This window comes from Streptomyces sp. NBC_01237 (assembly GCF_035917275.1).
Taxonomy (GTDB): Bacteria; Actinomycetota; Actinomycetes; order Streptomycetales; family Streptomycetaceae; genus Streptomyces.
In genome coordinates, this window is the sequence record NZ_CP108508.1 from 2,714,716 (window position 1) to 2,737,825 (window position 23,110).

The following is a 23,110-nucleotide window of genomic DNA, read 5'->3' on the forward strand; positions in this document are numbered from 1 at the left end:
GCTCACGAATGGTGGTGCTGGTGTGTTTCGGGTGCTGCCGTAATTCAGAGGTGCCGGGTGGGCAGCGGGACCCGGATCAGGTCCTGGGCGACGGTGAGTCCGCCCTCGAACCCTGCGGCGCGGGCCTGGGTCTCGAAGAGCCCCGGGTCGTTGTACCGCTGCGAGAAGTGGGTCAGCACGAGGTGCCGTACGCCCGCTTCCCTCGCCACCCGGGCCGCCTGTCCGGCGGTCAGGTGCCCGTGGTCGGTGGCCAGCCGTTCGTCCTCGTCGAGGAAGGTCGACTCGATGACCAGCATGTCGCAGCCCTCGGCGAGCGCGTACACGCCGTCGCAGAGCCTGGTGTCCATGATGAACGCGAACCGCTGTCCGCGCCGGTGCTCGGAGACCTCGTCGAGCGTGATCGCGCCGAGTGCTCCCTCGCGCTGGATCCGGCCGACGTCCGGGCCCCGGATGCCGTGCTCGGCGAGCCTGGCGGGCAGCATGCGCCGGGTGTCGGGTTCGGTCAGCCGGTAGCCGTACGACTCGACGGGGTGCGAGAGCCGGTGGGTGTCCAGGGTGTACGTGTCCGTGGTGGCCAGCACCCCGTCGGCGGCGACGGGCGCCTCGGTCAGCTCGACGGACTCGCGGTAGGCGGTCGCGTACCGCAGCCGCTCGAAGAAGTGCTGCCCGCTCGCCGGGTAGTGCGCGGTGACGGGGTGCGGCACCTGGTCCAGGTTGATCCGCTGGATCACTCCGGCCAGGCCCAGCGAGTGGTCGCCGTGGAAGTGCGTGACGCAGATCCGGTTGATGTCGTGCGCCGCGACACCGGCCCGGAGCATCTGGCGCTGGGTCCCCTCGCCGGGATCGAAGAGGATGCCCTCGCCGTCCCAGCGCAGGAGATAGCCGTTGTGGTTGCGGTGCCGGGTGGGGACCTGGCTGGCGGTACCGAGCACCACCAGTTCTCGTACGGACATGGCTGGGTGTGCCCGCTATCCGGGGGGCCACTGGAGGCCGCGGCCTCCCAGTACATGGGCGTGGGCGTGGAAGACGGTCTGGCCGGCGCCGGAGCCGGTGTTGAGGACCAGCCGGTAGCCGCTCCCGTCGATCTTCTCGTCGGCGGCGACCTGTCCGGCCTCGCGCAGCATGTCCGCGGCGATCTGCGGTTCGGCGGCGGCGAGCGAGGCGGCGTCCGGGTAGTGCGCCTTGGGGATGACCAGGACGTGAGTCGGGGCCTGCGGGTTGATGTCGCGGAAGGCGACGGTCGTCTCGCTCTCGCGGACGATGGTCGCCGGGATGTCTCCCGAGACGATCTTGCAGAACAGGCAGTCGGTCTGCGGCTCTCCCGCCATGGCCGGGTCTCCTCGGTCGTCGGTATCAGTACACGGGCATGCTATCCGGGTCGGTGCGGATCACTTCTTGCGCGGCCGGTCGAACCAGATCGTCAGCAGGACCGGTATCAGGCCCGTCCAGAAAAGCACCTGGGGGATGCCGCGTTCGCTCCACGGGACGAGCGCCATCACGACCGCCAGCAGGGTCCCCCACACAGCCTGCGCGAGGACCAGTCTGGCCCAGAACATCCGGCGCAGCAGGGACCGGAGGGTGAGCCGGATCCCGTTGCGCAGCCGGCGGTAGCGGAGGAGGGCGCCGAGGCCCCAGGCCACGGCCATCAGCGCGATCGCGTACAGCCGGGTGCCCAGCGACAGGGGCAGTTCCCTGGGGGCCTCGCCCTCGGTCGGGAAGAGGTCGATCGACACGCCCGCGACGCAGAGGCTGAGCACGGCGAGCCAGCGGGTGCCGCGCAGCATCCGGAACACGGTCAGGTCCAGCTTGGCGCGCAGCAGCGCGGAGCCCGGGTCCGCGGTGAGCGCGTCGGCGTAGGCCGAGGCCTTCGCCGGAAGCCGGACGTCCTTCGCGGCGTTCTGCATGTGCGCGAACTCCTCCAGCGCCCACGGGTCCTCCGGGTCCAGCCGCAGGGTCTGCCGGATCGCGAAATCGCGGGCGTCGGCCCGGCCCACCACCAGCGACGCCTTCCAGAGTCCGTAGTACGCCCCGGTGTACTCGGGGCCGAGCCGGACCGCCTGCTCGGCCACCGCGAACGCCTCGGGCCAGCGCTCCTGCCAGGCCATGACCGCCTCGGACAGCGCGACATGCGCCGACGACGACTCGGGGGCGAGCCGGACGGCTTCCTGGGCGGCGGCCAGCGCCTCGTCGCGGCGGCTCGTGCGGCGCAGCCCGTAGGTACGCACGATCAGCGCGTCCCAGTCCTCGGGGTCGGCCCGCAGCGCTTCGCCGGTGGTGGTGATGACCTCCGCGTACTCCCGCAGGCTCAGATGGCAGCGGGCGAGCTGGACCCAGGCCCGGCCGTCGTCGGGGTCCTCCGCCAGCCGGCGTGCCAGCAGCGCCTTGGCCTCGTCGTAGCGGCCCAGCGAATGGAGGGCGTACGCCTGCTCGGTCAGTGGGTGCGAAGTGGTCACAGTCGGCGCTTCTTCTTCAGGTGGGCCAGCAGGTCGTCGTAGCTGCCGCCGTCGTTGGCGAACATCGCGACGTTGCGGGCTGTCGCGAACCACGGTTCGGTGGAGGGCCGTACGGTCTTGGCGGCCGCCAGCAGGTCCTTCATGTTGATCATCCGGACGGTGCCGGTGCGGGCCGAGTCGAGCAGGGCGGTCTCGGACGCGGACTCGCAGAGATGGGCGAGGTCGGCGCCGGAGAAGTCCTCGGTGGCTCTGGCGAGTTTGCCGAGGTCGACCGATTCGATGGGCCGCTCGCGCAGGTGGTAGCGCAGGATCGCCTCGCGTGCGGCGGCGTCGGGCGGCAGGACGAGCAGGGTGCGGTCGAGGCGGCCCGGCCTGCGCAGCGCGATGTCCACGTCCCAGGGGACGTTGGTGGCCGCGAGCACGAACACGCCCTCGTTGGCGCCGTCGACACCGTCGAGTTCGGTGAGGAGCTGGTTGACCGTGTTGCGCATGCCACTGCTGGCGGTACGGCTGCGCTTGGCGCCCAGCGCGTCCAGTTCGTCCAGGAACACCACGCAGGGCGCCTGACGGCGGGCGGTCTCGAAGACCTCGTGCATGTTGCGTTCGGAGTTGCCGATCCACATGTCGAGGACGTCGTTGACCGAGACGGAGAGGAACCGGGCGCCGAGTTCGCCCGCGACGGCGCGGGCGATGAACGTCTTGCCGCAGCCGGGCGGGCCGTACAGCAGGAGGCCGCCGCGCAGGCTCTTGCCGTACAGCTTGCGCAGTTCGGGGTTGCGCATCGGGGCGAGGAAGGCGGCTTCGAGGCGATCCTTGACCTCGTACATGCCGCCGACGTCGTCGAGCCGCAGGGCGGGTGCCTCCGTGTCCCAGGCCGAGGCGCCCCCGGGGTCTCCGCCGCCGTCCACGGCGAGCGGTGCCTCCAGGGGCCCTCCGGGCTGCCGTGCCCCGGGCTGCCGCGGCGTCACGAAGCGCGGCGGGACGGCGTCCTTGATCTCGTTCTCCGCGGCCTTCCAGTCGAAGCCCGGTGCCGGTGCCGCTGACCCGCCGTCGGACCGCGGCACCGGCTGCGGCTCGTCCTCGGCCTTCGGCTGCGGCATCCCCATCGCGCGCATCATCAGCCCACGCGCCGCCGCGTCCCCCGGTGCGTGCTGGAGCGCCACGGCGGCCTGGGCGACCGCGGCCTCGGACTGCCCCTCGCCCAGCAGCAGTTCGGCCAGATGCAGCCGCAGGGGTACGTCGCCCGGCGCCGCGTCGACCGCGGTGCGCAGGCTCATGATCAGAGGCGACTCGTTGGACATGACCTCACCCTACGTAACGGGTCTGACAGTCCGTCGCCCGGTCGGGCGTGGAACAGCCCGGTCCGCTTCGGACATGTCCGGTCACGGAGCGGAACGTGCCGCCCCGGTTCGGGACACGTCCGTCCGGGGCGGAACGTGCTGGTCCGGGCGTCCAGGTCGGAACAGCCCGGTCCGGATCGAAACGTGCCGGTCCCGGTCGCAACAGCCCCCGGAGCCACCGGACTCCGCCCTTCCGGCCCCTCAGCCCCTCAGCGTCCGGTGCGACTCAGCCCCTCAGCCCCAGCGTCCGGTGCGACCCAGCAGCAGGGCAGCGGCGGCCGTCCCCGCCGTGGAGGTGCGCAGCACGCTGCGGCCCAGCCGGTAGGGCCGCGCGCCCGCCTCGGCGAAGGCGGCGAGCTCCTGCGGGGAGACACCGCCCTCCGGGCCGACGACGAGCACGATCTCGCCCCGCGCCGGGAGTCCGGCGGTGGCGAGCGGTTCGCTGTCGCAGTCCCGGTCCTCGTGCAGCACGCCCGCGAAGTCCGCCGCGGCCAGCAGCGCGGCGACCTGCTTGGTCGTCATCGCTTCCGTGATCTCGGGAAACCGGACCCGTCGCGACTGCTTTCCCGCCTCCCTGGCCGTGGCGCGCCACTTCGCCAGGGACTTGAGACCGCGGTCACCCTTCCACTGCGTGATGCAGCGCGCGGCCTGCCACGGGACGACGGCGTCGATGCCCGTCTCCGTCATCGTCTCCACCGCGACCTCGCCGCGGTCGCCCTTGGGCAGGGCCTGGACGACGGTGATACGGGGGGCGGGCGCGGGCTCCTCGTGAACGGTCGCGAGGTCCGTGATCACCAGCCGGTCCTTGCCCTCGGCGGCCCGTACGACGCCCTCCGCCCACCGGCCCAGACCGTCCGTCAGGACGACGTCCTCACCGGCGTGCAGCCGCCGCACGGAGACGGCGTGCCGCCCTTCGGGGCCGTCCAGGACGAACTCGGGCCCGCTGGGCATCCGTTCGACGACGAAGACCGGTGCCGTCACTGGGCACTCCTTCCGCTCACCGCCACCCGGGCGGCTTCCAGTTCGGTGGCGAGCAGGTCGATCAGCTCTCCGGCGGGCAGCTCGCGTGCCATCCGGTGCCCCTGTCCGGCCCACAGTGCCATGCCCTGGGCGTCCCCGATGCGGGCGGCGGCCTTGCGCAGCCCGCTCGTCACATAGTGGACCTGCGGGTAGGCGGCGGGGGCGTACGGACCGTGCTCGGTCATGAAGCGGTTGACCAGGCCGCGGGCCGGGCGGCCGGAGAACGCCCGGGTCAGCGCCGTGCGGACGAACAGGGGGTTGGTCAGGGACTGCTTGTGCAGGGGATGCGCCCCGGACTCGGGGCAGGCCAGGAACGCCGTGCCGAGCTGGGCCGCGTCCGCGCCCGCCGCGAGCACCGCGGCGATCTGGGAGCCGCGCATCAGGCCGCCCGCCGCGATGACGGGCAGCTGTACCGTCTCGCGGACCTGGGCGACGAGGGAGAGCAGCCCGATGCCGGTGTTGTCGGCCTGCGGGTCGTCGCGGTGCGTGGACTGGTGGCCGCCCGCCTCGACGCCCTGGACGCAGACGGCGTCGGCGCCCACCCACTGGGCGCACTGCGCCTCCTCGGCGGTGGTGACCGTCACGACGGTGTACGTGCCCACCTTGGCGAAGGCGTCCAGGGTGTCGCGGGTCGGGCAGCCGAAGGTGAAGGAGACCGCGGGGACCGGGTCCTCCAGGAGGATCGCGACCTTGGCCTCGTAGCCGTCGTCGCCGCTGGTGTCCGGGTCGCCGAGCGGGGTCTCGTACCAGACGGCCTCACCGGCGAGCTGGTGGCAGTAGACCTCGACGGCGCTCGGGTCGGCGAGGGCGGGCTGCGGCATGAAGAGGTTGACGCCGAACGGTCCGCCGGTCAGCCTGCGCACCTGTTTGATCTCGTTGTACATGCCGTCCGTCGTCTTGTACCCGGCGGCGAGGAACCCGAGCCCGCCGGCGTCGGCGACGGCCCCGACGAGTTCCGGGGACGAGACACCGCCCGCCATCGGGGCCTGCACGATCGGATACCGGCAGAGATCGGTCAACTCGGAGGACATGACCGCATCGTGCCATGTCCGACGCACAGGGCCGAATCAGCCATGAGACGGCATGACCGATATACCGCTGTACGCAGCACCGCCCGCCGGTACAAGACCGACGGGCGGTGCGGTGACAGGCCGAGACCGGTTCAGCGGCCGTTGAAAGCGTCCTTCAGCCGGGAGAACAACCCTTGCTGACCTGGCTGAAACTGGCCGATGGGCCGTTCCTCGCCGCGCAGCTTCGCCAGCTCGCGCAGCAGTCGCTCCTGCTCCGAGTCCAGCTTGGACGGGGTCAGTACTTCGACATGCACGATCAGGTCGCCCCGGCCACCGCCGCGCAGATGTGTGATCCCGCGCCCGTGCAGCGGCACCGACTGACCGGACTGGGTGCCCGGCCTGATGTCGATCTCCTCCAGGCCGTCGAGCGTCTCCAGCGGCACCTTGGTGCCGAGCGCCGCCGCCGTCATCGGGATGGTGACCGTGCAGTGCAGATCGTCGCCACGCCGCTGGAACACCGCGTGCGGCAGCTCGTGGATCTCGACGTACAGATCGCCGGCCGGTCCGCCGCCGGGGCCGACCTCGCCCTCACCGGCGAGCTGGATGCGGGTGCCGTTGTCGACGCCCGCGGGGATCTTCACGGTGAGCGTGCGCCGCGAGCGGATGCGGCCGTCACCGGCGCACTCCGGGCAGGGCGTCGGCACGACCGTACCGAAGCCCTGGCACTGCGGGCAGGGCCGCGAGGTCATGACCTGGCCCAGGAAGGACCGGGTGACCTGGGAGACCTCGCCGCGACCGCGGCACATGTCACAGGTCTGGGCGGAGGTGCCGGGGGCCGCGCCCTCGCCACTGCAGGTCGTACAGACGACCGCCGTGTCGACCTGGATGTCCTTGGTGGTGCCGAAGGCCGCCTCGGAGAGGTCGATCTCCAGCCGGATCATCGCGTCCTGGCCGCGCCGGGTGCGCGAACGGGGTCCGCGCTGCGACGCCGTACCGAAGAACGCGTCCATGATGTCGGAGAAGTTGCCGAAGCCACCTTGTCCGAATCCGCCCGCGCCGCCTCCGCCGGAGGCGGACAGCGGGTCGCCACCGAGGTCGTAGACCTGCTTCTTCTGCGGATCCGACAACACCTCGTAAGCGGCGTTGATCTCCTTGAACCGCTCCTGGGTCTTCGGATCCGGGTTGACATCCGGGTGCAGCTCGCGGGCGAGCCGCCGGAATGCCTTCTTGATCTCGTCCTGAGATGCGTCGCGGCGCACGCCTAGTACGGCGTAGTAGTCCGTGGCCACTTACGAATCCGCCAGGATCTGTCCGACGTAACGTGCCACTGCGCGTACCGCTCCCATCGTTCCGGGGTAGTCCATGCGGGTCGGTCCGACCACGCCGAGTTTGGCGACTGCCTCGTCGCCCGAACCGTAGCCGACCGCGACGACGGACGTGGAGTTGAGCCCCTCATGGGCGTTCTCGTGCCCGATACGTACGGTCATGCCCGAGTCCGTTGCCTCACCGAGCAGCTTCAGCAGCACGACCTGCTCCTCCAGTGCTTCCAGCACCGGCCGGATCATCACCGGGAAGTCGTGCCCGAAGCGGGTGAGGTTGGAGGTGCCGCCGATCATCAGCCGCTCCTCCGTCTCCTCGACCAGCGTTTCGAGAAGGACGGAGAGCACCGTGGAGACGGTGGCCCGGTCCTCGCTGTCGAAGGATTCCGGCAGCTCCTGCACCAGTTGCGGAACATCCGCGAAGCGGCGTCCGACGACCCGGCTGTTGAGCCGGGCCCGCAGATCGGCGAGAGAGGTCTCACCGAACGGCGCGGGGCAGTCGATCATACGCTGTTCGACCCGGCCGGTGTCGGTGATCAGGACCAGCATCAGCCGGGCTGGAGCCAGCGCCAGCAGCTCCACGTGCCGCACCGTCGAGCGGGTCAGCGAGGGGTACTGCACGACGGCGACCTGCCGGGTCAGCTGCGCGAGCAGCCGTACGGTGCGGCCCACGACATCGTCGAGGTCGACCGCGCCGTCGAGGAAATTCTGGATGGCACGGCGCTCCGGCGAGGACAGCGGCTTGACGCCCGCCAGCCGGTCGACGAAGAGCCGGTAGCCCTTGTCCGTCGGGATGCGCCCCGCGCTCGTGTGCGGCTGGGCGATGAATCCCTCGTCCTCCAGCACGGCCATGTCGTTGCGGATGGTGGCCGGGGAGACCCCGAGCTTGTGCCGCTCCGTGAGCGCCTTGGAGCCGACGGGCTCCTCGGTGCCGACATAGTCCTGGACGATGGCGCGCAGCACTTCGAGTCTGCGTTCGCTGAGCATCGCGCACACCTCCAGCTGTCGTCTCCGGTGTCTGCCTGGCACTCTGTGCGTTCGAGTGCCAGCAATCCCCCCGGCCAGTGTACGGGGGCGGGGTGCCCCCCAGGCAAGGGCGACCGGCCACGCTACCGCGAGACTGCGCAGGTCGTTGCCGATAGCGTCGCCGTATGGACGTCTCTTGGGAAGAGTTCGGCTGGGAGCGGTTGGGCAACGGTGTGGGCCGGCGGCGCCTTCCCGGGTGGGATGCGACGGTCGCGCTGGTGGCCGGGGCGGGCGCGGCGCTGCTCTACGACACCGGGTCGACGCTGCGTGAGGGCGTCGAGCTGCGGACGCAGGCGGAGGCGTTGCTCGGCCGGAGGGTGACACATATCGCACTGAGCCACCCGCATTTCGATCATGTACTGGGCACCGCGGCGTTCGCCGGGGCCCAGGTGTACGGGGCGGTCGGCATCGCCGGTCTCCTCAGCAGCGGCGCGGACGGTCTGCGCGCCTCCGCGGTACGCCACGGGGTGCCCGAGGAGCAGGCGGCGCAGGCGGTGGATGTCCTGGTGGCCCCGCACCACGAGGTGCGCGGGGAGTGGACGCTCGACCTCGGGGGCGGCCGGCAGGTGCTGCTGGCCGATGTCGGTCCGGCGCACAGCGGCCACGATCTGGCGGCGCTGGTGCCGGGGCCGGACGGGGAGCCGGCGGTGGTGCTCTGCGGCGACCTGGTCGAGGAGTCCGGCGAACCGCAGGCGGGCCGGGACGCGGTCGTCTCCCGCTGGCCGGCCGCGCTGGACAGGCTGCTGGCGCTGGGCGGCGAGGACGCGCTGTACGTGCCGGGGCACGGGGCGGTGGTGGACGCGGCGTTCGTACGGGCACAGCGGGACCGGCTGGCGGAGCGCTTCGGCGTGTCGTGAGAGGCCGCCCACTTATCGTCGTGCCATGCGCAGCTATCAGCCGGACCTGACCCCGCCGTGGAAGAAGTCCGTCCCCGCCCCGGAGGTCCCCGCCGAGCCCGATCTGGTCGTGGAGGAGGTCTCCACCGGCTTCTGCGGTGCGGTGATCCGCTGCGAGAAGACGGCCCAGGGGCCGACGGTCACCCTGGAGGACCGCTTCGGCAAGCACCGGGTGTTCCCGATGGAGCCGCGTGGCTTCCTGCTGGAGGGCCGGGTCGTCACGCTCGTACGCCCCTCGGCCGCCGGTCCTGTGCGGCCGGCCCGTACGGCGTCCGGTTCGGTGGCGGTGCCCGGCGCGCGGGCCCGGGTGGCGCGGGCCGGGCGGATCTATGTGGAGGGCCGGCACGACGCGGAGCTGGTCGAGCGGGTGTGGGGCGACGACCTGCGGATCGAGGGTGTGGTGGTCGAGTACCTGGAGGGCATCGACGACCTCCCGGCGATCGTGCGCGAGTTCTCACCGGGTCCGGACGCCCGGCTGGGGGTGCTGGTGGACCATCTGGTGCCCGGTTCCAAGGAGTCCCGGATCGCCGGTCAGGTGTCGGACGCGAACGTGCTGGTGGTGGGCCACCCGTACATCGACGTCTGGGAGGCGGTGAAGCCCTCCTCGGTGGGGATCGCGGGCTGGCCGGTGGTGCCGCGCGGCCAGGACTGGAAGACAGGGGTGTGCCGGTCGCTGGGCTGGCCGGAGAACACCGGGGCGGCCTGGCAGCACATCCTCTCCAAGGTCCACTCCTATCGCGACCTCGAACCACAACTCCTGGGCCGGGTCGAGGAGTTGATCGACTTCGTGACGCTTCCCGGCTGAAGCCCGGCCCCCGTTGAAGAGGATCCGGTACCGATCCCGCTGAACGCCTGCGCCACACACGCACCATCGGTTATTGAGAGGTGAAGGGGCTCGGCGGGCGACGGGAAGGCACGGGGGCGACATGACACGCGAGGTGTGGCAGGACAGTGCGGAGAACGAGGCGGCTTCGGCCGTCTTCCACCTGATGCAGCAGCTGATCGACCAGTACAAGGTCAACCGGCCGGTGATGCCACTGGTCGTCGCACAGGCGGCCGAGGCCGACGCGGGGCCCGAGATCGACGCGCGCGTCGAGCAGATCGTGCTCCAGATCCACCGGGCCAATCAGCTGCGCCGGGTCCCGGTGAAGCTGCTCGACGGCGAGGGCCGGACCCCGTACGACGCGGCGCTCGACATGGTGCGCAGGCTGAGCGAGGAGCCCTGGGAGACCCGGGAGAGCTCGCAGTACAAGCCGTTCTCCTTCCCCCGCTCACGCCTCCTCGGTGCCATCGAGCAGGCCACCACGACGGTGCTCGCGCAGCCCGGCGGGCGCTCGGCGCGTGGACGTGAGGAAAGGATTCTTGAGCAGCTGGGCAGGCTGCGCTGGCGGGCGAGCCGGTCGGGGGCCAACAACTGGTGGGACTCGCTGCGGGCCTCGGTGCGGCCGGAGACCTTCATGGGCGCCGTCTTCATCGCCGTGCTCAGCGTGCTGCTCGGCGAGATCGGCTGGCTGCTGACCGCCCTGGTGGCGGCCGTCGCCCTGCTCGGCCTGGCCGTCGTACGGCTGCTGAGCAGCGCCGCGCCGCCGCTACTGTGGCTGCGCCGGGCCAGCCGGTGGTTCGCGACCACCTCCTCCCTGGCCGCCTCCAGTACGGGGTACCCCTCCGACGGCTGGTCCCGGTTCTCGCCGAGCGGTTCCTGGCGGGTGATCCGGGCCCGCGCGGCGGCGGTCGCCGAGCGGGTGGCCGACGCGCGGGCGGGGGACGAGCACGCGCGCCAGTTCCATCTGGAGCTGCGGGTCCAGGCCCTGCTGGAGGACCTGCTGCACAACTACCGGCCGCACACGCTGGACTGGCGGCGCAGCAAGCGGACGGTCCCGCCGGTGGTGTTCCTGCCCACGGCCACCCAGGACAACGGCGGCATCCTGCTGATCAACGCGATGAACAGCGTACGGTCGCGGCGCAGCGAGGTGGACCCGCTGCTGCTGCTGGCGTCCCTGCCCGCCGCCGGGATCATGCGGCACACCCCGCCGCTGCCCGCGGACCCGCCGCCCGCGAGCGGGCCCACCTTCTCCGCGGCGGCGCGGGCCCGTTACGAGCGCTGGGTCGACGATCTGAGCCTGGGCCAGTCCCCCGTCGCGGCCGCGACGCTGGCGTGGGTGCTCCGGCTGCCGCTGTCCACCGGCAAGCTGACCCATGAGCACGCGCACGCGGAACTCGTCACCTACCGGGTCCGGCGGACCTGGGCGTGGTGGGTGATGTCCAGGGCGGCCGTCGCGCTCGTCCTCGTCGGGAGCCTGCTGGGAACCTTCCTGTGGAGCGAGCACTGGCGGAAGGAGTACTGCCACGGCCCGCTGACCGACCGCAACACGGACGCGATCTGGAGCGGTTCGGGGAAGGACAAGGAGTGCGTGGGGGTGGCCACCTCCCCCGAGGTGCTCTTCGCCAAGGGCAACAAGCTGGCACTGAACGGTGTGGGCGCGGGCATCAGCTTCGAGCGCGTCGAGAAGGCGATCCGCGACGAGAACGCGGACATCGGGCCGAACGAGAACTACGTCACCATCGTCTACGCGGGGCCGCTCACCGCGCGGAACGGCGACGACAAGCTCACCCGCAAGGGGCTGGAGGAGCTGACCGGCGTCTATCTGCACCAGCGTTCGGTGAACAAGACGTTGCACCGGCCCGTCAAGCTGCGGGTCCTCACGGCCAACGGCGGTCAGGACATGCTCCATCAGCTGACCACGGTGGACAAGATCATAGAGGTGGCGGAGCGGGACCCGACCGTGGTCGGCGTGGTCGGCTTCGGCCGCAACACGCAGGAGAGCGCGGCGGCCACCGGCCGGCTCCGGAAAGCCGGTCTGCCGCTGGTCGACACCACCAATTCGAGCAGCGATCTGCCCCGGGACTACCCGAACTACTTCGGTCTCGCCGCGACCGACGAGGAGCAGGCGTACGCCCTCGGTCTGGTCGCCCGGCAGATCGCCGAGAAGCTCAAGGGCGGGAGGACCGCCCCGAGCGCGATCGTCCTTTCCCGGGAACTGCGCAACGGCGACAAGGACCGGTACACGGCCGAGCAGCGCGAGGCGGGCAGGTCGATGCTCCGCAAGGCGGGGTTCGGCGTGGGCGAGGACGTCACGTACAAGCTCTCCGGCGGCGCCAGCCTCAACACCCCGGTGACCACGATCTGCAAGCTGGACCCGGTGCCCGACGCGCTGTACTTCGCCGGACGGGTCGAGGACGTCCCGAACCTGATGAGCGGCCTCTCGCAGGGGCTCTGCTCCAAGAAGCCCATGACGGTGTTCACGGGGGACGATCTGACGAAGGGCACCTTCGAGGCCAGCACGTCCATCGCGGCGAACGTGACGCTCTACCACAGCTCGCTGGCCCCGCTGGACAAGGGCGGCAATCAGGGCTTCTACAGCGATGCCCGCAGCGCGCTGGCCGACCTGCACCCCGACGGGGAGCTGACGGCCCTGTCGGCGGGCACACCCGCCTATGAGGACGAGCTGTTCGCCAGCGGTCAGACCGTGCTCTCCTACAGCGCGACGGCCGCGCTGTACGACGCCGCCGCCCGGGGGGACACCCGGCGAAGCGCGGCGGAGACCTGGGCGACGCTGCACACGGTGGACCTCAACAGCATGCCCACGGGGACGATCACCTTCAGCAGGGACAAGGCGTCGCCCGCCGAGAACATGCACGGCATCAACATCATCAAGGTGGTCCGCCCCGGACCGGACGCCGAACGGACCGTCCTGTGCGGCAAACCGGCGGGCGTACCGAAGCCGCTGGCCCGCCAGGACTGCAAGCCGTAGCCGGCGGGGGGCAGTGCCGGCGGGGGCAGGGGGCGGCCGGGGGCAGGTAGCGGAGGGGGCGGAGGAGGTACCGGAGGGGGCGGCTCAGTCCACCAGGTCCCGCACCACCGCGTCGGCCAGCAGCCGCCCCCGCAGGGTGAGGACCGCACGCCCCTCCTCGTACGGACCGGCCTGCAGCAGCCCGTCCGCGAGGGCCCGTCGCGAGGCCGCGAGGCCGTCCGGCCTGAGCAGCGACAGCGGGCACCCTTCGAGCAGCCGCAGCTCCAGCAGGATCCGCTCGACCCGGCGGTCCTCGGCGGCGAGGATCTCGCGCCCCGCCCCGGGCGAGCGGCCCTCGGCGAGCGCCTGTGCGTACGCCCCCGGGTGCTTCACGTTCCACCAGCGCACCCCACCCACGTGGCTGTGCGCGCCCGGCCCGGCGCCCCACCAGTCGGCGCCGCGCCAGTACAGCTCGTTGTGCAGGCACCGGCCTTCGGGTGTCCGGGCCCAGTTGGACACCTCGTACCAGGAGAAGCCCGCGGCGGCCATCGCCTCGTCCGCGATCAGATACCGGTCGGCGTGCGCGTCGTCGTCGGTCATCGGGATCTCGCCGCGCCGGATGCGCCGGGCGAGCTGGGTGCCCTCCTCGACGATCAGGGCGTAGGCCGACACATGGTCGGGGCCGGCGCCGATGGCCGCGTCCAGGGAGGCCCGCCAGTCGTCGTCGGACTCGCCGGGGGTGCCGTAGATCAGGTCCAGGTTGACGTGGTCGAAGCCCGCCGCCCTGGCCTCGGCGACACACGCTTCGGGGCGGCCGGGGGTGTGCGTACGGTCCAGGATCTTCAGCACGTGCTGCCGGGCGCTCTGCATGCCGAAGGAGACCCGGTTGAAGCCGCCTTCGCGCAGGGCCGCCAGATAGGCCGGATCGACGGACTCCGGATTGGCCTCGGTGGTGATCTCGGCATCGTCCGCGAGCCCGAACTCGTCGCGGATCGCCCCCAGCATGCGTACGAGATCGGCGGCGGGCAGCAGCGTGGGGGTGCCGCCGCCGACGAACACGGTCCGGACCGGCCGGGGGTCGTCGCCCAGGACCTTGCGGGCCTGGCGGACCTCCTCGATCAGGTGCGCGGCGTAGTTGTCGCGGGAGGCCAGGGCGCCGCCGGAGCCGCGCAGCTCGGTGGCGGTGTAGGTGTTGAAGTCGCAGTAGCCGCAGCGGGTGGCGCAGTAGGGCACATGCAGATAGAAGCCGAGCGGTCGGTCGGCGGCGCCTTCCAGGGCATGGCGGGGCAGCGCCCCGTCGTCGGGCACGGGCTCACCATCGGGCAGTACGGAAGGCATACCGTCCATTGTCACTCGCCGCGGGAGCGGCCCCGACCCGCTGCGGGCCGGGGCGGCCCCGGCGCCCGTCCTCAGTCGGCCCGGAGCACCATCAGGGCCACGTCGTCGTCCGGCGGCAGCTCGGCGAACTCGTGGACGGCCCGCTTGATCCGGTCGGCGATCGTCTCCGCGGGCAGCCCGGCGCATCCGGAGAGCACCCGCGCGAGCCCGTCCCCGTCGTCGAACAGGAGCCGCCCCGAACGCCGCTCGGTCACCCCGTCGGTCACGCAGAGCAGGGCGTCTCCGGGCGCCAGGTCGAAGCTCTGGCTCTCGTACGCGACGTCCTCGACGACGCCGAGCAGCACCTGGGGATCGGCCGCGGGACGTACGGAGCCGTCGGGCCGCAGCAGCAGGGGCAGCGGGTGGCCCGCGCTGGCCACGGTGCAGCGCACCCCGCCGTCCGGGAGCGGGACGATCTCCCCGTACAGCAGGGACAGGAACCGGGACTGGGAGCCGTCCTGGAGCTGCTGCCCGCCCGCCGCCGCGACCATCAGGGCGGCGGCCTCCGCGGCCTCCATGGCGTCGTCGAGGAGGAGCCGGTTGAGCCGGTCCAGGACCTCGCCGACGCCGAAGCCCTCCCGGGACAGCAGCCGCAGCCAGGGGCGGGCCAGTCCGGTGACGACGGCGGCCTCGGGGCCACTGCCCTGGACGTCGCCGAGCACGAAGCACCAGCGGTCGCCGGGGCACGGGAAGATGTCGTAGAAGTCACCCCCGACCACGCCGTCGTCGCTCGGCTCGTACACCAGGGCGCTGGTGACTCCGGGGATCTCGGCGACCTTGCTGGGCAGCAGTCCGCGCTGGAGGATGCGGCTGATCGTGGCCTGCCGGGTGTAGGCGCGGGCCGCGCCGACGGCGAGGCCGAGGCGGCGGACGAAGTCCTCGATCAGCGCGGCCACCTCGTCGGGGACCCGGGCGACGCCTTCCCGTCCGACGAGGACGGCGCCGAGCGTGCGGCCGCCCGCGGTGATCCGGTAGGCGAGGGCGGCCCCGTCACGGCCGCCGGGCCGGGCGTCCGGTTCCTCCTCGGGAGCGCCACCGTCCGGTGACCCGCCGTCCGGCGATCCGTGCCGCTCGTCGGTCCCTGTGCCGCCGTCCGGCGGCCCGTGCCGCTCGTCGGTCCCTGTGCCACCGTCCGGCGATCCGTGCCGCTCGGCGGCCTCCGGACCGCCGTCCGTGGGCCAGGGCATGGGTACGGGCCCGGAGCCGGCGCTGCCGGGCAGCCGGAGGGGTTCCTTCTCCAGCACCGAGCGCAGCGCCTCGGTGTCCGTCTCGTCGTGGTGCCAGACGCGGGCGAGCCGGGGTGCCGCCGCGGGCCCGCCGCCCTCGCTCTCCAGCCAGATCGCGCACCAGTCCGCGAGCCTGGGCACCAGCAGCTGTCCCGCTATGGCCGCCACGAGGTCCTCGTCGAGCTGGCCCGCCAGCAGGTCGGACGCCTCGGCGAGGAAGGAGAGCGCGCCCCGGTTGTCCCAGCCCGCGTCGTCGCGTTCGGCGCGCCGGACGGTGGGGGCGAGGATCTCGGCGGCCCGCAGGCCGCACCGCAGCGTGTCCTCCTCGGACGGTCCCGGCGGGGCGCTCCACTCGTCGACGGACAGGCGGGCCCAGACGGTCTTGAGGCCGGTGCGGTAGGTGATGCCCCAGGATTCGGCGAGGGTGGCGACGAGCTGGAGGCCGCGGCCGTACTCGGCGGGGTCGGGCCGCTCCGCCGGAGGGCCGGCCGCGGCCCCGGACCGTTCGCCGCTCACCGGGCGGGCCGGGTGGTGGTCGGTGACCTCCAGCACGAGGGCGGCGGGTGTCTCGTCGGCCGCTTCCTCCAGCCGGAAGAGCAGGTCGACGGCCGTCCCGGCGTGCACGACCGCGTTGGTGACCAGCTCATTGGCGACGGTCACCGCGTCATCGGCCAGCCGGTCGCTGAAGCCCGCGGCCGCGGGTACGCCGATCCCGGCCCACTCCGCGAGCGCGGCGCGCACGAACTTGCGCGCCGCGGACGGGGCAAGCGGTATTCCGGGCAGGCTGGTACGGCTGACCAGGCGCGGGTCGTCGAACTGACCGGCACCGCCGGTGACGGGACGGTGCACGATGTCCCGCTGCAAGGGAATGGGCCCCACGTGCGGCTCCTACCGGTCTCACGAAACGCCGCCGACAACAACGACAGAGTGACAGACCGGCCGCGGGCATAAGCACCGAGTTACCGAAGTGGGCAGAAATTCGAGCAGATTCGAACGCAATGTGGCAGGAAGCAGAACGCGGATGGGCAGGTAGAAGCGGAATACGGGCGGGTGCGGGAGATACGTACACATCTGCCGCTCCCGCCCGCACCACGTGCGTCCCGCAGGGCGCGTCCATTGCTCGACGCCCCCTGCGACACACGCTTCACCGCGCGCCTCGACACCCCCGCGGCACACGCTTCACCGCGCGCCTCGGCACGCGTCTCACCGCGCTGACCGGTACACGCTTCGGCACGCTCCCCTGAGCGGTCCCGTCTCCGGCAGACCTGACGGTGCCCCGGCTCTCCGGTCCGGCAGACCTGACGTGCCCCGGCGCCCGAACCGCCCGTCACGCCTCGCGCGAGCCCGCGTACATGTCCTCGATGAGCTGCTTGTACTCGCGCTCGACGACCGGCCGCTTCAGCTTGAGGCTGGGGGTCAGCTCGCCGTGCTCGACATCGAGGTCACGCGGCAGCAGGCGGAACTTCTTGATGGTCTGCCAGCGCTGGAGGCCCTCGTTGAGGCGCTTCACATAGCCCTCGATGAGTTCGACCGTCGCGGGCGCCGCCACCACTTCGGCGTACGACTTGCCCTCCAGGCCGTTCTCGGCGGCCCAGCCGAGGATGGTGGGCCCGTCGAGCGCGATGAGGGCGGAGCAGAAGTTACGGTCCGCGCCGTGCACCAGGATGTTGGAGACGAACGGGCACACCGCCTTGAACTGGCCCTCGACCTCCGCCGGGGCGACGTACTTGCCGCCGGACGTCTTGATCAGGTCCTTCTTGCGGTCGGTGATCCGCAGGTAGCCGTCGACGGAGAGCTCGCCGATGTCGCCGGTGTGCAGCCAGCCGTCCGACTCCAGCACCTCGGCGGTCTTGTCGGGCTGCCGGTGGTAGCCCTGCATGATGCCGGGGCTGCGCAGCAGGACCTCGCCGTCGTCCGCGATCCGCACCTCGGTGCCGGGGAGCGGCTTGCCGACGGTGCCGGTGCGGTAGGCCTCGCCCGGGTTGCAGAAGGACGCGGCGCTGCTCTCGGTCAGGCCGTAGCCCTCCAGGACGTGGACCCCGGCCCCGGCGAAGAAGTAGCCGATATCGGGGGCGAGTGCCGCGGAGCCGGAGACACAGGCACGCAGCCGGCCGCCGAACGCCTCGCGGATCTTGGCGAAGACGAGTGTGTCGGCGACCTTGTGCTTGGCGCCGAGCGCGAAGGGCACGGAAGCCGTGCCGGTGCGCCGGAAGTTGTCCTGGGTGACCTTCGCGTACTCCCGGGCCACCCCGGCGGCCCAGAGAAAGATCTTGTACTTGGCGCCGCCACCGGCCCGCGCCTTGGCGGCGACCCCGTTGTAGACCTTCTCGAAGATCCGGGGGACGGCGGCCATGTAGGTCGGCTGGACGACCGGCAGATTCTCGATGATCTTGTCGATACGGCCGTCGACCGCGGTGACGTGACCGACCTCGATCTGCCCGGAGGTGAGGACCTTGCCGAAGACGTGCGCGAGGGGCAGCCAGAGGTACTGGACGTCGTCCGCGGTGATCAGACCGGTCGCCACGGTGGCCTTGGCCATGTACGACCAGTTGTCGTGCGGCAGCCGGACGCCCTTGGGGCGGCCGGTGGTGCCCGAGGTGTAGATCAGGGTGGCCAGCTGGTCGGCCGTGATGGCGGAGACCCGGTCGGTGACCGCGTCCGGGTGCTTCGCCAGGTGCTCGGCACCCCGCGCCTCCAGGTCGGCGAGGGTGAGGACCCAGCCTTCCGGATCGCCCTCGACGGGCTCGGCACCGGCCGGGTCGATGACGACGACATGGGCGAGGTTCGGCAGCTCGGCGCGGGCCTCACGGGCCTTCGCCAGTTGCGCGGCGTCCTCGGCGATCAGGACCCGGCTCTCGGAGTCGGCCAGGATGAAGGCGGACTCCTCGGTGTTCGTGGAGGGGTAGATCGTGGTGGTCGCGCCGCCCGCGCACATCACACCGAGGTCGATGAGGATCCACTCCACGCGGGTGGCCGAGGCGAGCGCGACGCGCTCCTCCGGCTCCACCCCGAGCGCGATCAGCCCGGCGGCGATCGCGTAGACCCGCTCGGCGGCCTGCCCCCAGCTCAGCGACTTCCACTCGTCGGGGCCCCGGCCCGAGACGGCGGGCACCGGATAGCGGTACGCCTCCCCGTCCGGGGTGGCCGCCACGCGGTCGATGAAGAGAGTCGCCACGGAGGGCGGTCGGTTATCGATCAAGGTCTGTGTGTCGCTCACGACGCGTCCTCCGGGCCTGCGGCATTGCTTCGACCGGCTTCTTGATACTGCGGCTGCTTCTGCTGATCCTGCTCGTGCTTCTCGCTCGTCGTTCTGGCGCGTGGTACCTGCTCGTCGTTCGTGCTCGACGATCGTGCTCGGCGCTCTCGCTCGTTGCCGTTGGATCACGCTTGTTTAACTGGTGAGTAACCAACGGGTTGTGATCAGAGTAGAGCGCGCGGGAGCGCCATGTAAGAGGCAATCGGCCGCCGCTTCATAACGAACGGGCCCCCGCGCCGCAAGGTTCTGCGGCACGGGGGCCCGTTGCGCTACTCATCGGTACGGATGGCCGGGGCCTCTCCGCGTCGGGCTACTTCTTGCCCTTGGCCTCGCCGGCCGACTCGTCCGTCGACAGCACGGAGATGAAGGCGTCCTGAGGAACCTCCACGTTGCCGACCATCTTCATCCGCTTCTTGCCCTCCTTCTGCTTCTCCAGCAGCTTCCGCTTACGGGAGATGTCACCGCCGTAACACTTGGCGAGGACGTCCTTGCGGATGGCGCGGACGGTCTCGCGGGCGATGACCCGGGCGCCGATGGCCGCCTGGATGGGCACCTCGAAGTTCTGCCGCGGGATGAGCTTCTGCAGCTTGGCGACGAGCCGTACGCCGTACGCGTACGCCTTGTCCTTGTGCGTGACCGCGGAGAACGCGTCCACCTTGTCGCCGTGCAGCAGGATGTCGACCTTGACGAGCTGCGCGGACTGCTCGCCGGTGGGCTCGTAGTCGAGCGACGCATAGCCGCGGGTCTTGGACTTCAGCTGGTCGAAGAAGTCGAAGACGATCTCGGCGAGCGGCAGGGTGTAGCGGATCTCGACCCGGTCCTCGGAGAGGTAGTCCATGCCGAGCAGGGTGCCGCGCCGGTTCTGGCAGAGCTCCATGATCGCGCCGATGAACTCGCTCGGGGCCAGGACCGTGGCGCGCACGACGGGCTCGTGCACCTTGTCGATCTTGCCCTCGGGGAACTCGCTCGGGTTGGTGACGATGTGCTCGGTGCCGTCCTCCATCTCGACGCGGTAGACCACGTTCGGGGCGGTGGCGATGAGGTCGAGACCGAACTCACGCTCCAGACGCTCACGGACCACGTCGAGGTGGAGCAGACCGAGGAAGCCGACACGGAAGCCGAAGCCCAGCGCCGCGGAGGTCTCCGGCTCGTACACCAGGGCGGCGTCGTTGAGCTGGAGCTTGTCCAGCGCCTCGCGCAGGTCCGGGTAGTCCGAGCCGTCCAGCGGGTACAGCCCCGAGAACACCATCGGCTTGGGGTCCTTGTAACCGCCGAGCGCCTCGGTGGCACCGTTGCTGAGGGAGGTGATCGTGTCACCGACCTTGGACTGCCGGACGTCCTTCACCCCGGTGATGATGTAGCCCACCTCGCCCACGCCGATGCCGTCGGCCGGGGTCATCTCCGGGGAGGAGACACCGATCTCCAGCAGCTCGTGGGTGGCGCCCGTGGACATCATCCGGATGCGCTCGCGCTTGCTGAGCTGGCCGTCGACGACACGGACGTAGGTGACGACACCGCGGTAGGAGTCGTAGACCGAGTCGAAGATCATCGCTCGGGCGGGGGCGTCGGCCTTGCCGACCGGGGCGGGCACGTCCCGGACCACCCGGTCGAGCAGGGCGTCCACGCCGACACCGGTCTTCGCGGAGACCTTGAGGACGTCCTCCGGCTGGCAGCCGATGAGGTTGGCCAGCTCCTCGGAGAACTTCTCGGGCTGCGCGGCGGGCAGGTCGATCTTGTTGAGTACGGGAACGATGGTGAGGTCGTTCTCCATCGCCAGATAGAGGTTCGCGAGCGTCTGGGCCTCGATGCCCTGCGCGGCGTCGACCAGCAGGACCGTGCCCTCGCAGGCGGCGAGCGAACGGGAGACCTCATAGGTGAAGTCCACGTGGCCGGGCGTGTCGATCATGTTGAGGATGTGGGTGCTGCCCTTGCCCTCTGCGGTGTTGGGAGCCCAGGGCAGACGTACCGCCTGGGACTTGATGGTGATGCCGCGCTCGCGCTCGATGTCCATCCGGTCGAGGTACTGAGCGCGCATCTGCCGCTGGTCGACCACGCCCGTCAGCTGAAGCATCCGGTCGGCAAGGGTCGACTTGCCGTGGTCGATGTGCGCGATGATGCAGAAATTGCGGATCAGCGCCGGGTCGGTACGGCTCGGCTCGGGCACGTGGATAGGAGTCGCGGGCACGCAGGGTCCTGATTCTTGAGACGCCGAACGCCGTGTCTCGGGTCGATGTCGGGTCGGTCGGATCAATACGTAGCTTCCATCGTCCCATGACCGCGGGGCAGAGACCGGTTTAGGCCGGTCGCGGAGTGACTGGTACCGTGGGCAGCTGTGCCTCGTGGCTCTCACGAGCGGCGTGGCGCACATCGAAGATCCAACGAACCTGAAAAGGCTCTTTCGTGGCGAACATCAAGTCCCAGATCAAGCGGAACAAGACCAACGAGAAGGCGCGCCTGCGCAACAAGGCCGTCAAGTCGTCGCTCAAGACCGCGGTCCGCAAGGCCCGAGAGGCCGCCGCTGCCGGTGACGTCGAGAAGGCCACCACGGCCGTCCGCGACGCTTCCCGTCAGCTCGACAAGGCTGTCTCGAAGGGTGTCATCCACAAGAACGCCGCCGCCAACAAGAAGTCGGCGCTGGCCTCCAAGGTTGCCGCTCTCCAGGCCTGAACTTTCTGATGTGATCGCCGGTACGGACTCAGCGGGCCCTCTCTCCCGCTCCTGACCGGCACCCCGCGCCGCACACCGAACCTGCGTTCGCCACGCGGGTGCGGCGCACAAAACGCTTGAACCGACAGCCCCGGCAGCTCGTCCTCCCCAGGACGGCGACCGGGGCTTTCGCGTACCCGTACGCGCGTATGGGGATGGGGATGCGGATGGGACGGCTACGGGCACGGACCACCGGCTAGGGGCGCGGGCTACGGGGCACGGGCCACCGGCTACGGGGCACGGGCTACGGGGCACGGGCTACGGGCTACGGGCTACGGGCTACGGGCTACGGGCTACGGGCTACGGGCTACGGGCTACGGGAACAGTCGGGCATGGGTGCCGCTCGGCGCCGCCCCCGGCTACCGCCCCGAGCGCGCAGCCCGGGCAACGGCGACGACGGCCTTCTCCAGGGCGTACTCCGGATCGTCCCCGCCGCCCTTCACGCCCGCGTCGGCCGCCGCCACCGCCCGCAGCGCCACCGCGACCCCGTCCGGCGTCCAGCCCCGCATCTGCTGCCGCACCCGGTCGATCTTCCACGGCGGCATGCCCAGCTCACGGGCGAGGTCCGCGGGCCGGCCGCCCCGGGCCGAGGAGAGCTTGCCGATCGCCCGCACGCCCTGTGCCAGTGCGCTGGTGATCAGGACGGGCGCGACCCCGGTCGACAGCGACCAGCGCAGCGCCTCCAGCGCCTCGGCAGCCCGGCCCTCGACCGCCCGGTCGGCGACGGTGAACGAGGACGCCTCGGCGCGGCCCGTGTAATAGCGCCCGACGATCGCCTCGTCGATCGTGCCCTCGACATCGGCGACGAGCTGGGACGCCGCACTGGCCAGCTCCCGCAGATCGCTGCCGATGGAATCGACCAGCGCCTGGCACGCCTCCGGCGTCGCGGAACGCCCCAGCGCACGGAACTCGGACCGTACGAAGGACAGCCGCTCGGCCGCCTTGGTCGTCTTGGGGCAGGCGACCTCACGCGCCCCGGCCTTGCGCGCCGCGTCCAGCAGCCCCTTGCCCTTGGCTCCCCCGGCGTGCAGCAGGACGAGGGTGATCTCCTCGACCGGCGCGGAGACGTACGCCTTGACGTCCTTGACCGTGTCGGCGGAGAGGTCGTGCGCATTGCGCACGATCACCACCTTGCGCTCGGCGAAGAGCGAGGGGCTGGTCAGCTCGGCGAGCGTGCCGGGCTGCAACTGGTCGGAGCTGAGGTCGCGGACATCCGTATCGGCGTCGGCGGCGCGGGCCGCCGCCACCACCTGCTGCACGGCACGGTCCAGGAGGAGGTCCTCCTGGCCCACGGCGAGCGTGACGGGGGCGAGCGGATCGTCGGCAGAATTCTTCCTGGTGGCCATCGCGCTCCAGCATCCCACGCCCCACCGACAGCCCGGGGACGGACCACCGGCCCGGGGCACCCGTCCCGGTGCCCGAGAATGGGCAGGTGAGCGATGTGAGACATGTACTGGTGCTGCCCGACCGCGACACCGCGGAGGAGGTGGCCGGGGAGCTGGCCGACCGGTTCGGCGTGGCCGAGGAGCCGCAGCTCGTACGGGACGCGCTGGCCGGTGAGGACGACGCCGAGGACGCCCAGTGGCTGGTGGTCGTCGAGGACCCTGCCGGGCGCCTGGACCCGGCCTCGCTCGACTCCTTCGCCGCGGAGTACGAGGGGTGGCTGGAGGTGCCCTGACCAGCTCGTGCG

Annotated in this window: 18 protein-coding genes; 5 read left to right on the forward strand and 13 right to left on the reverse strand. The window is 71.3% G+C overall.

Going from position 1 to position 23,110, the window contains the following annotated elements:
- Window positions 1-44 precede the first annotated feature (44 nt).
- The 8 genes from OG251_RS12075 to hrcA all read right to left on the reverse strand — a co-directional run bounded on the left by OG251_RS12075 (window position 45) and on the right by hrcA (window position 8,129).
- On the reverse strand, window positions 45-953 hold the full coding sequence (locus OG251_RS12075; RefSeq protein WP_326677163.1) for a ribonuclease Z: 909 nt from the start codon (window positions 951-953) through the stop codon (window positions 45-47).
- 15 nt (window positions 954-968) lie between these two features.
- Complete coding sequence (locus OG251_RS12080; protein ID WP_073724507.1) at window positions 969-1,328, reverse strand: histidine triad nucleotide-binding protein; 360 nt, start codon at window positions 1,326-1,328, stop codon at window positions 969-971.
- A gap of 60 nt (window positions 1,329-1,388) precedes the next feature.
- Window positions 1,389-2,453 (reverse strand): tetratricopeptide repeat protein, encoded by a 1,065-nt coding sequence (locus OG251_RS12085; protein WP_326677164.1) that lies wholly within the window; start codon window positions 2,451-2,453, stop codon window positions 1,389-1,391.
- On the reverse strand, window positions 2,450-3,754 hold the full coding sequence (locus OG251_RS12090; RefSeq protein WP_326677165.1) for an ATP-binding protein: 1,305 nt from the start codon (window positions 3,752-3,754) through the stop codon (window positions 2,450-2,452). Before OG251_RS12090 ends, OG251_RS12085 begins: the two co-directional genes overlap by 4 nt.
- A 273-nt stretch (window positions 3,755-4,027) precedes the next feature.
- Window positions 4,028-4,774 (reverse strand): 16S rRNA (uracil(1498)-N(3))-methyltransferase, encoded by a 747-nt coding sequence (locus OG251_RS12095; RefSeq protein ID WP_326677166.1) that lies wholly within the window; start codon window positions 4,772-4,774, stop codon window positions 4,028-4,030.
- Window positions 4,771-5,844: a nitronate monooxygenase gene (locus OG251_RS12100; RefSeq protein WP_326677167.1), complete on the reverse strand. Its 1,074-nt coding sequence runs from the start codon at window positions 5,842-5,844 to the stop codon at window positions 4,771-4,773. The genes OG251_RS12095 and OG251_RS12100 overlap by 4 nt, the downstream gene beginning before the upstream one ends.
- 131 nt (window positions 5,845-5,975) lie before the next feature.
- Complete coding sequence (gene dnaJ, locus OG251_RS12105) at window positions 5,976-7,112, reverse strand: molecular chaperone DnaJ (RefSeq protein ID WP_326677168.1); 1,137 nt, start codon at window positions 7,110-7,112, stop codon at window positions 5,976-5,978.
- Complete coding sequence (gene hrcA, locus OG251_RS12110; protein WP_073724497.1) at window positions 7,113-8,129, reverse strand: heat-inducible transcriptional repressor HrcA; 1,017 nt, start codon at window positions 8,127-8,129, stop codon at window positions 7,113-7,115. It lies immediately after the preceding gene.
- A 164-nt stretch (window positions 8,130-8,293) separates the two neighbouring features.
- Between hrcA and OG251_RS12115 the strand changes: the two genes are divergently transcribed.
- From OG251_RS12115 to OG251_RS12125, 3 genes are all read left to right on the forward strand, one after another.
- Window positions 8,294-9,025, forward strand: a complete 732-nt coding sequence (locus tag OG251_RS12115; RefSeq protein WP_326677169.1) for an MBL fold metallo-hydrolase — start codon at window positions 8,294-8,296, stop codon at window positions 9,023-9,025.
- Window positions 9,026-9,050: 25 nt separating this feature from the next.
- Window positions 9,051-9,869 (forward strand): DUF3097 domain-containing protein, encoded by an 819-nt coding sequence (locus OG251_RS12120; RefSeq protein WP_326677170.1) that lies wholly within the window; start codon window positions 9,051-9,053, stop codon window positions 9,867-9,869.
- Between the two features lie 121 nt (window positions 9,870-9,990).
- Window positions 9,991-12,876: an ABC transporter substrate-binding protein gene (locus OG251_RS12125; RefSeq protein WP_326677171.1), complete on the forward strand. Its 2,886-nt coding sequence runs from the start codon at window positions 9,991-9,993 to the stop codon at window positions 12,874-12,876.
- 84 nt (window positions 12,877-12,960) lie between these two features.
- On the opposite strand, the gene hemW is transcribed toward OG251_RS12125, so the two are convergent.
- The 4 genes from hemW to lepA form a co-directional block, all read right to left on the reverse strand.
- On the reverse strand, window positions 12,961-14,202 hold the full coding sequence (gene hemW / locus OG251_RS12130) for a radical SAM family heme chaperone HemW (RefSeq protein WP_326677172.1): 1,242 nt from the start codon (window positions 14,200-14,202) through the stop codon (window positions 12,961-12,963).
- Window positions 14,203-14,264: 62 nt separating this feature from the next.
- Window positions 14,265-16,337 carry a SpoIIE family protein phosphatase gene (locus OG251_RS12135; protein ID WP_326677173.1) on the reverse strand — a complete coding sequence of 691 codons (2,073 nt, stop codon included), beginning with the start codon at window positions 16,335-16,337 and terminating at the stop codon, window positions 14,265-14,267.
- A 448-nt stretch (window positions 16,338-16,785) separates the two neighbouring features.
- On the reverse strand, window positions 16,786-18,675 hold the full coding sequence (locus OG251_RS12140) for an AMP-dependent synthetase/ligase (protein ID WP_326677174.1): 1,890 nt from the start codon (window positions 18,673-18,675) through the stop codon (window positions 16,786-16,788).
- 349 nt (window positions 18,676-19,024) lie between these two features.
- The gene (gene lepA / locus OG251_RS12145; RefSeq protein WP_326677175.1) at window positions 19,025-20,899 is read right to left on the reverse strand and encodes a translation elongation factor 4; all 1,875 of its coding nucleotides are present in this window, start codon (window positions 20,897-20,899) and stop codon (window positions 19,025-19,027) included.
- Between the two features lie 215 nt (window positions 20,900-21,114).
- Between lepA and rpsT the strand changes: the two genes are divergently transcribed.
- A complete protein-coding gene (rpsT, locus tag OG251_RS12150; protein ID WP_073724481.1) occupies window positions 21,115-21,381 on the forward strand; it encodes a 30S ribosomal protein S20 in 267 nt (88 codons plus the stop codon).
- Between the two features lie 398 nt (window positions 21,382-21,779).
- Here rpsT and holA read toward each other — a convergent pair whose 3' ends face one another.
- Window positions 21,780-22,766 (reverse strand): DNA polymerase III subunit delta, encoded by a 987-nt coding sequence (gene holA, locus OG251_RS12155; protein ID WP_326677176.1) that lies wholly within the window; start codon window positions 22,764-22,766, stop codon window positions 21,780-21,782.
- 86 nt (window positions 22,767-22,852) lie between these two features.
- On the opposite strand from holA, the gene OG251_RS12160 reads away from it, so the two are divergent.
- Complete coding sequence (locus tag OG251_RS12160) at window positions 22,853-23,098, forward strand: hypothetical protein (RefSeq protein WP_326677177.1); 246 nt, start codon at window positions 22,853-22,855, stop codon at window positions 23,096-23,098.
- Window positions 23,099-23,110: the final 12 nt, after the last annotated feature.

Coding starts and splice junctions, on each gene's coding strand:
- OG251_RS12090 (WP_326677165.1), bottom strand. CDS start 3,754: ATGTCCAACGAGTCGCCTCTGATCATGAGCCTGCGCACCGCGGTCGAC.
- OG251_RS12115 (WP_326677169.1), top strand. CDS start 8,294: ATGGACGTCTCTTGGGAAGAGTTCGGCTGGGAGCGGTTGGGCAACGGT.
- OG251_RS12120 (WP_326677170.1), top strand. CDS start 9,051: ATGCGCAGCTATCAGCCGGACCTGACCCCGCCGTGGAAGAAGTCCGTC.
- OG251_RS12075 (WP_326677163.1), bottom strand. CDS start 953: ATGTCCGTACGAGAACTGGTGGTGCTCGGTACCGCCAGCCAGGTCCCC.
- OG251_RS12100 (WP_326677167.1), bottom strand. CDS start 5,844: ATGTCCTCCGAGTTGACCGATCTCTGCCGGTATCCGATCGTGCAGGCC.
- hrcA (WP_073724497.1), bottom strand. CDS start 8,129: ATGCTCAGCGAACGCAGACTCGAAGTGCTGCGCGCCATCGTCCAGGAC.
- OG251_RS12125 (WP_326677171.1), top strand. CDS start 9,991: ATGACACGCGAGGTGTGGCAGGACAGTGCGGAGAACGAGGCGGCTTCG.
- holA (WP_326677176.1), bottom strand. CDS start 22,766: ATGGCCACCAGGAAGAATTCTGCCGACGATCCGCTCGCCCCCGTCACG.
- OG251_RS12080 (WP_073724507.1), bottom strand. CDS start 1,328: ATGGCGGGAGAGCCGCAGACCGACTGCCTGTTCTGCAAGATCGTCTCG.
- hemW (WP_326677172.1), bottom strand. CDS start 14,202: ATGGACGGTATGCCTTCCGTACTGCCCGATGGTGAGCCCGTGCCCGAC.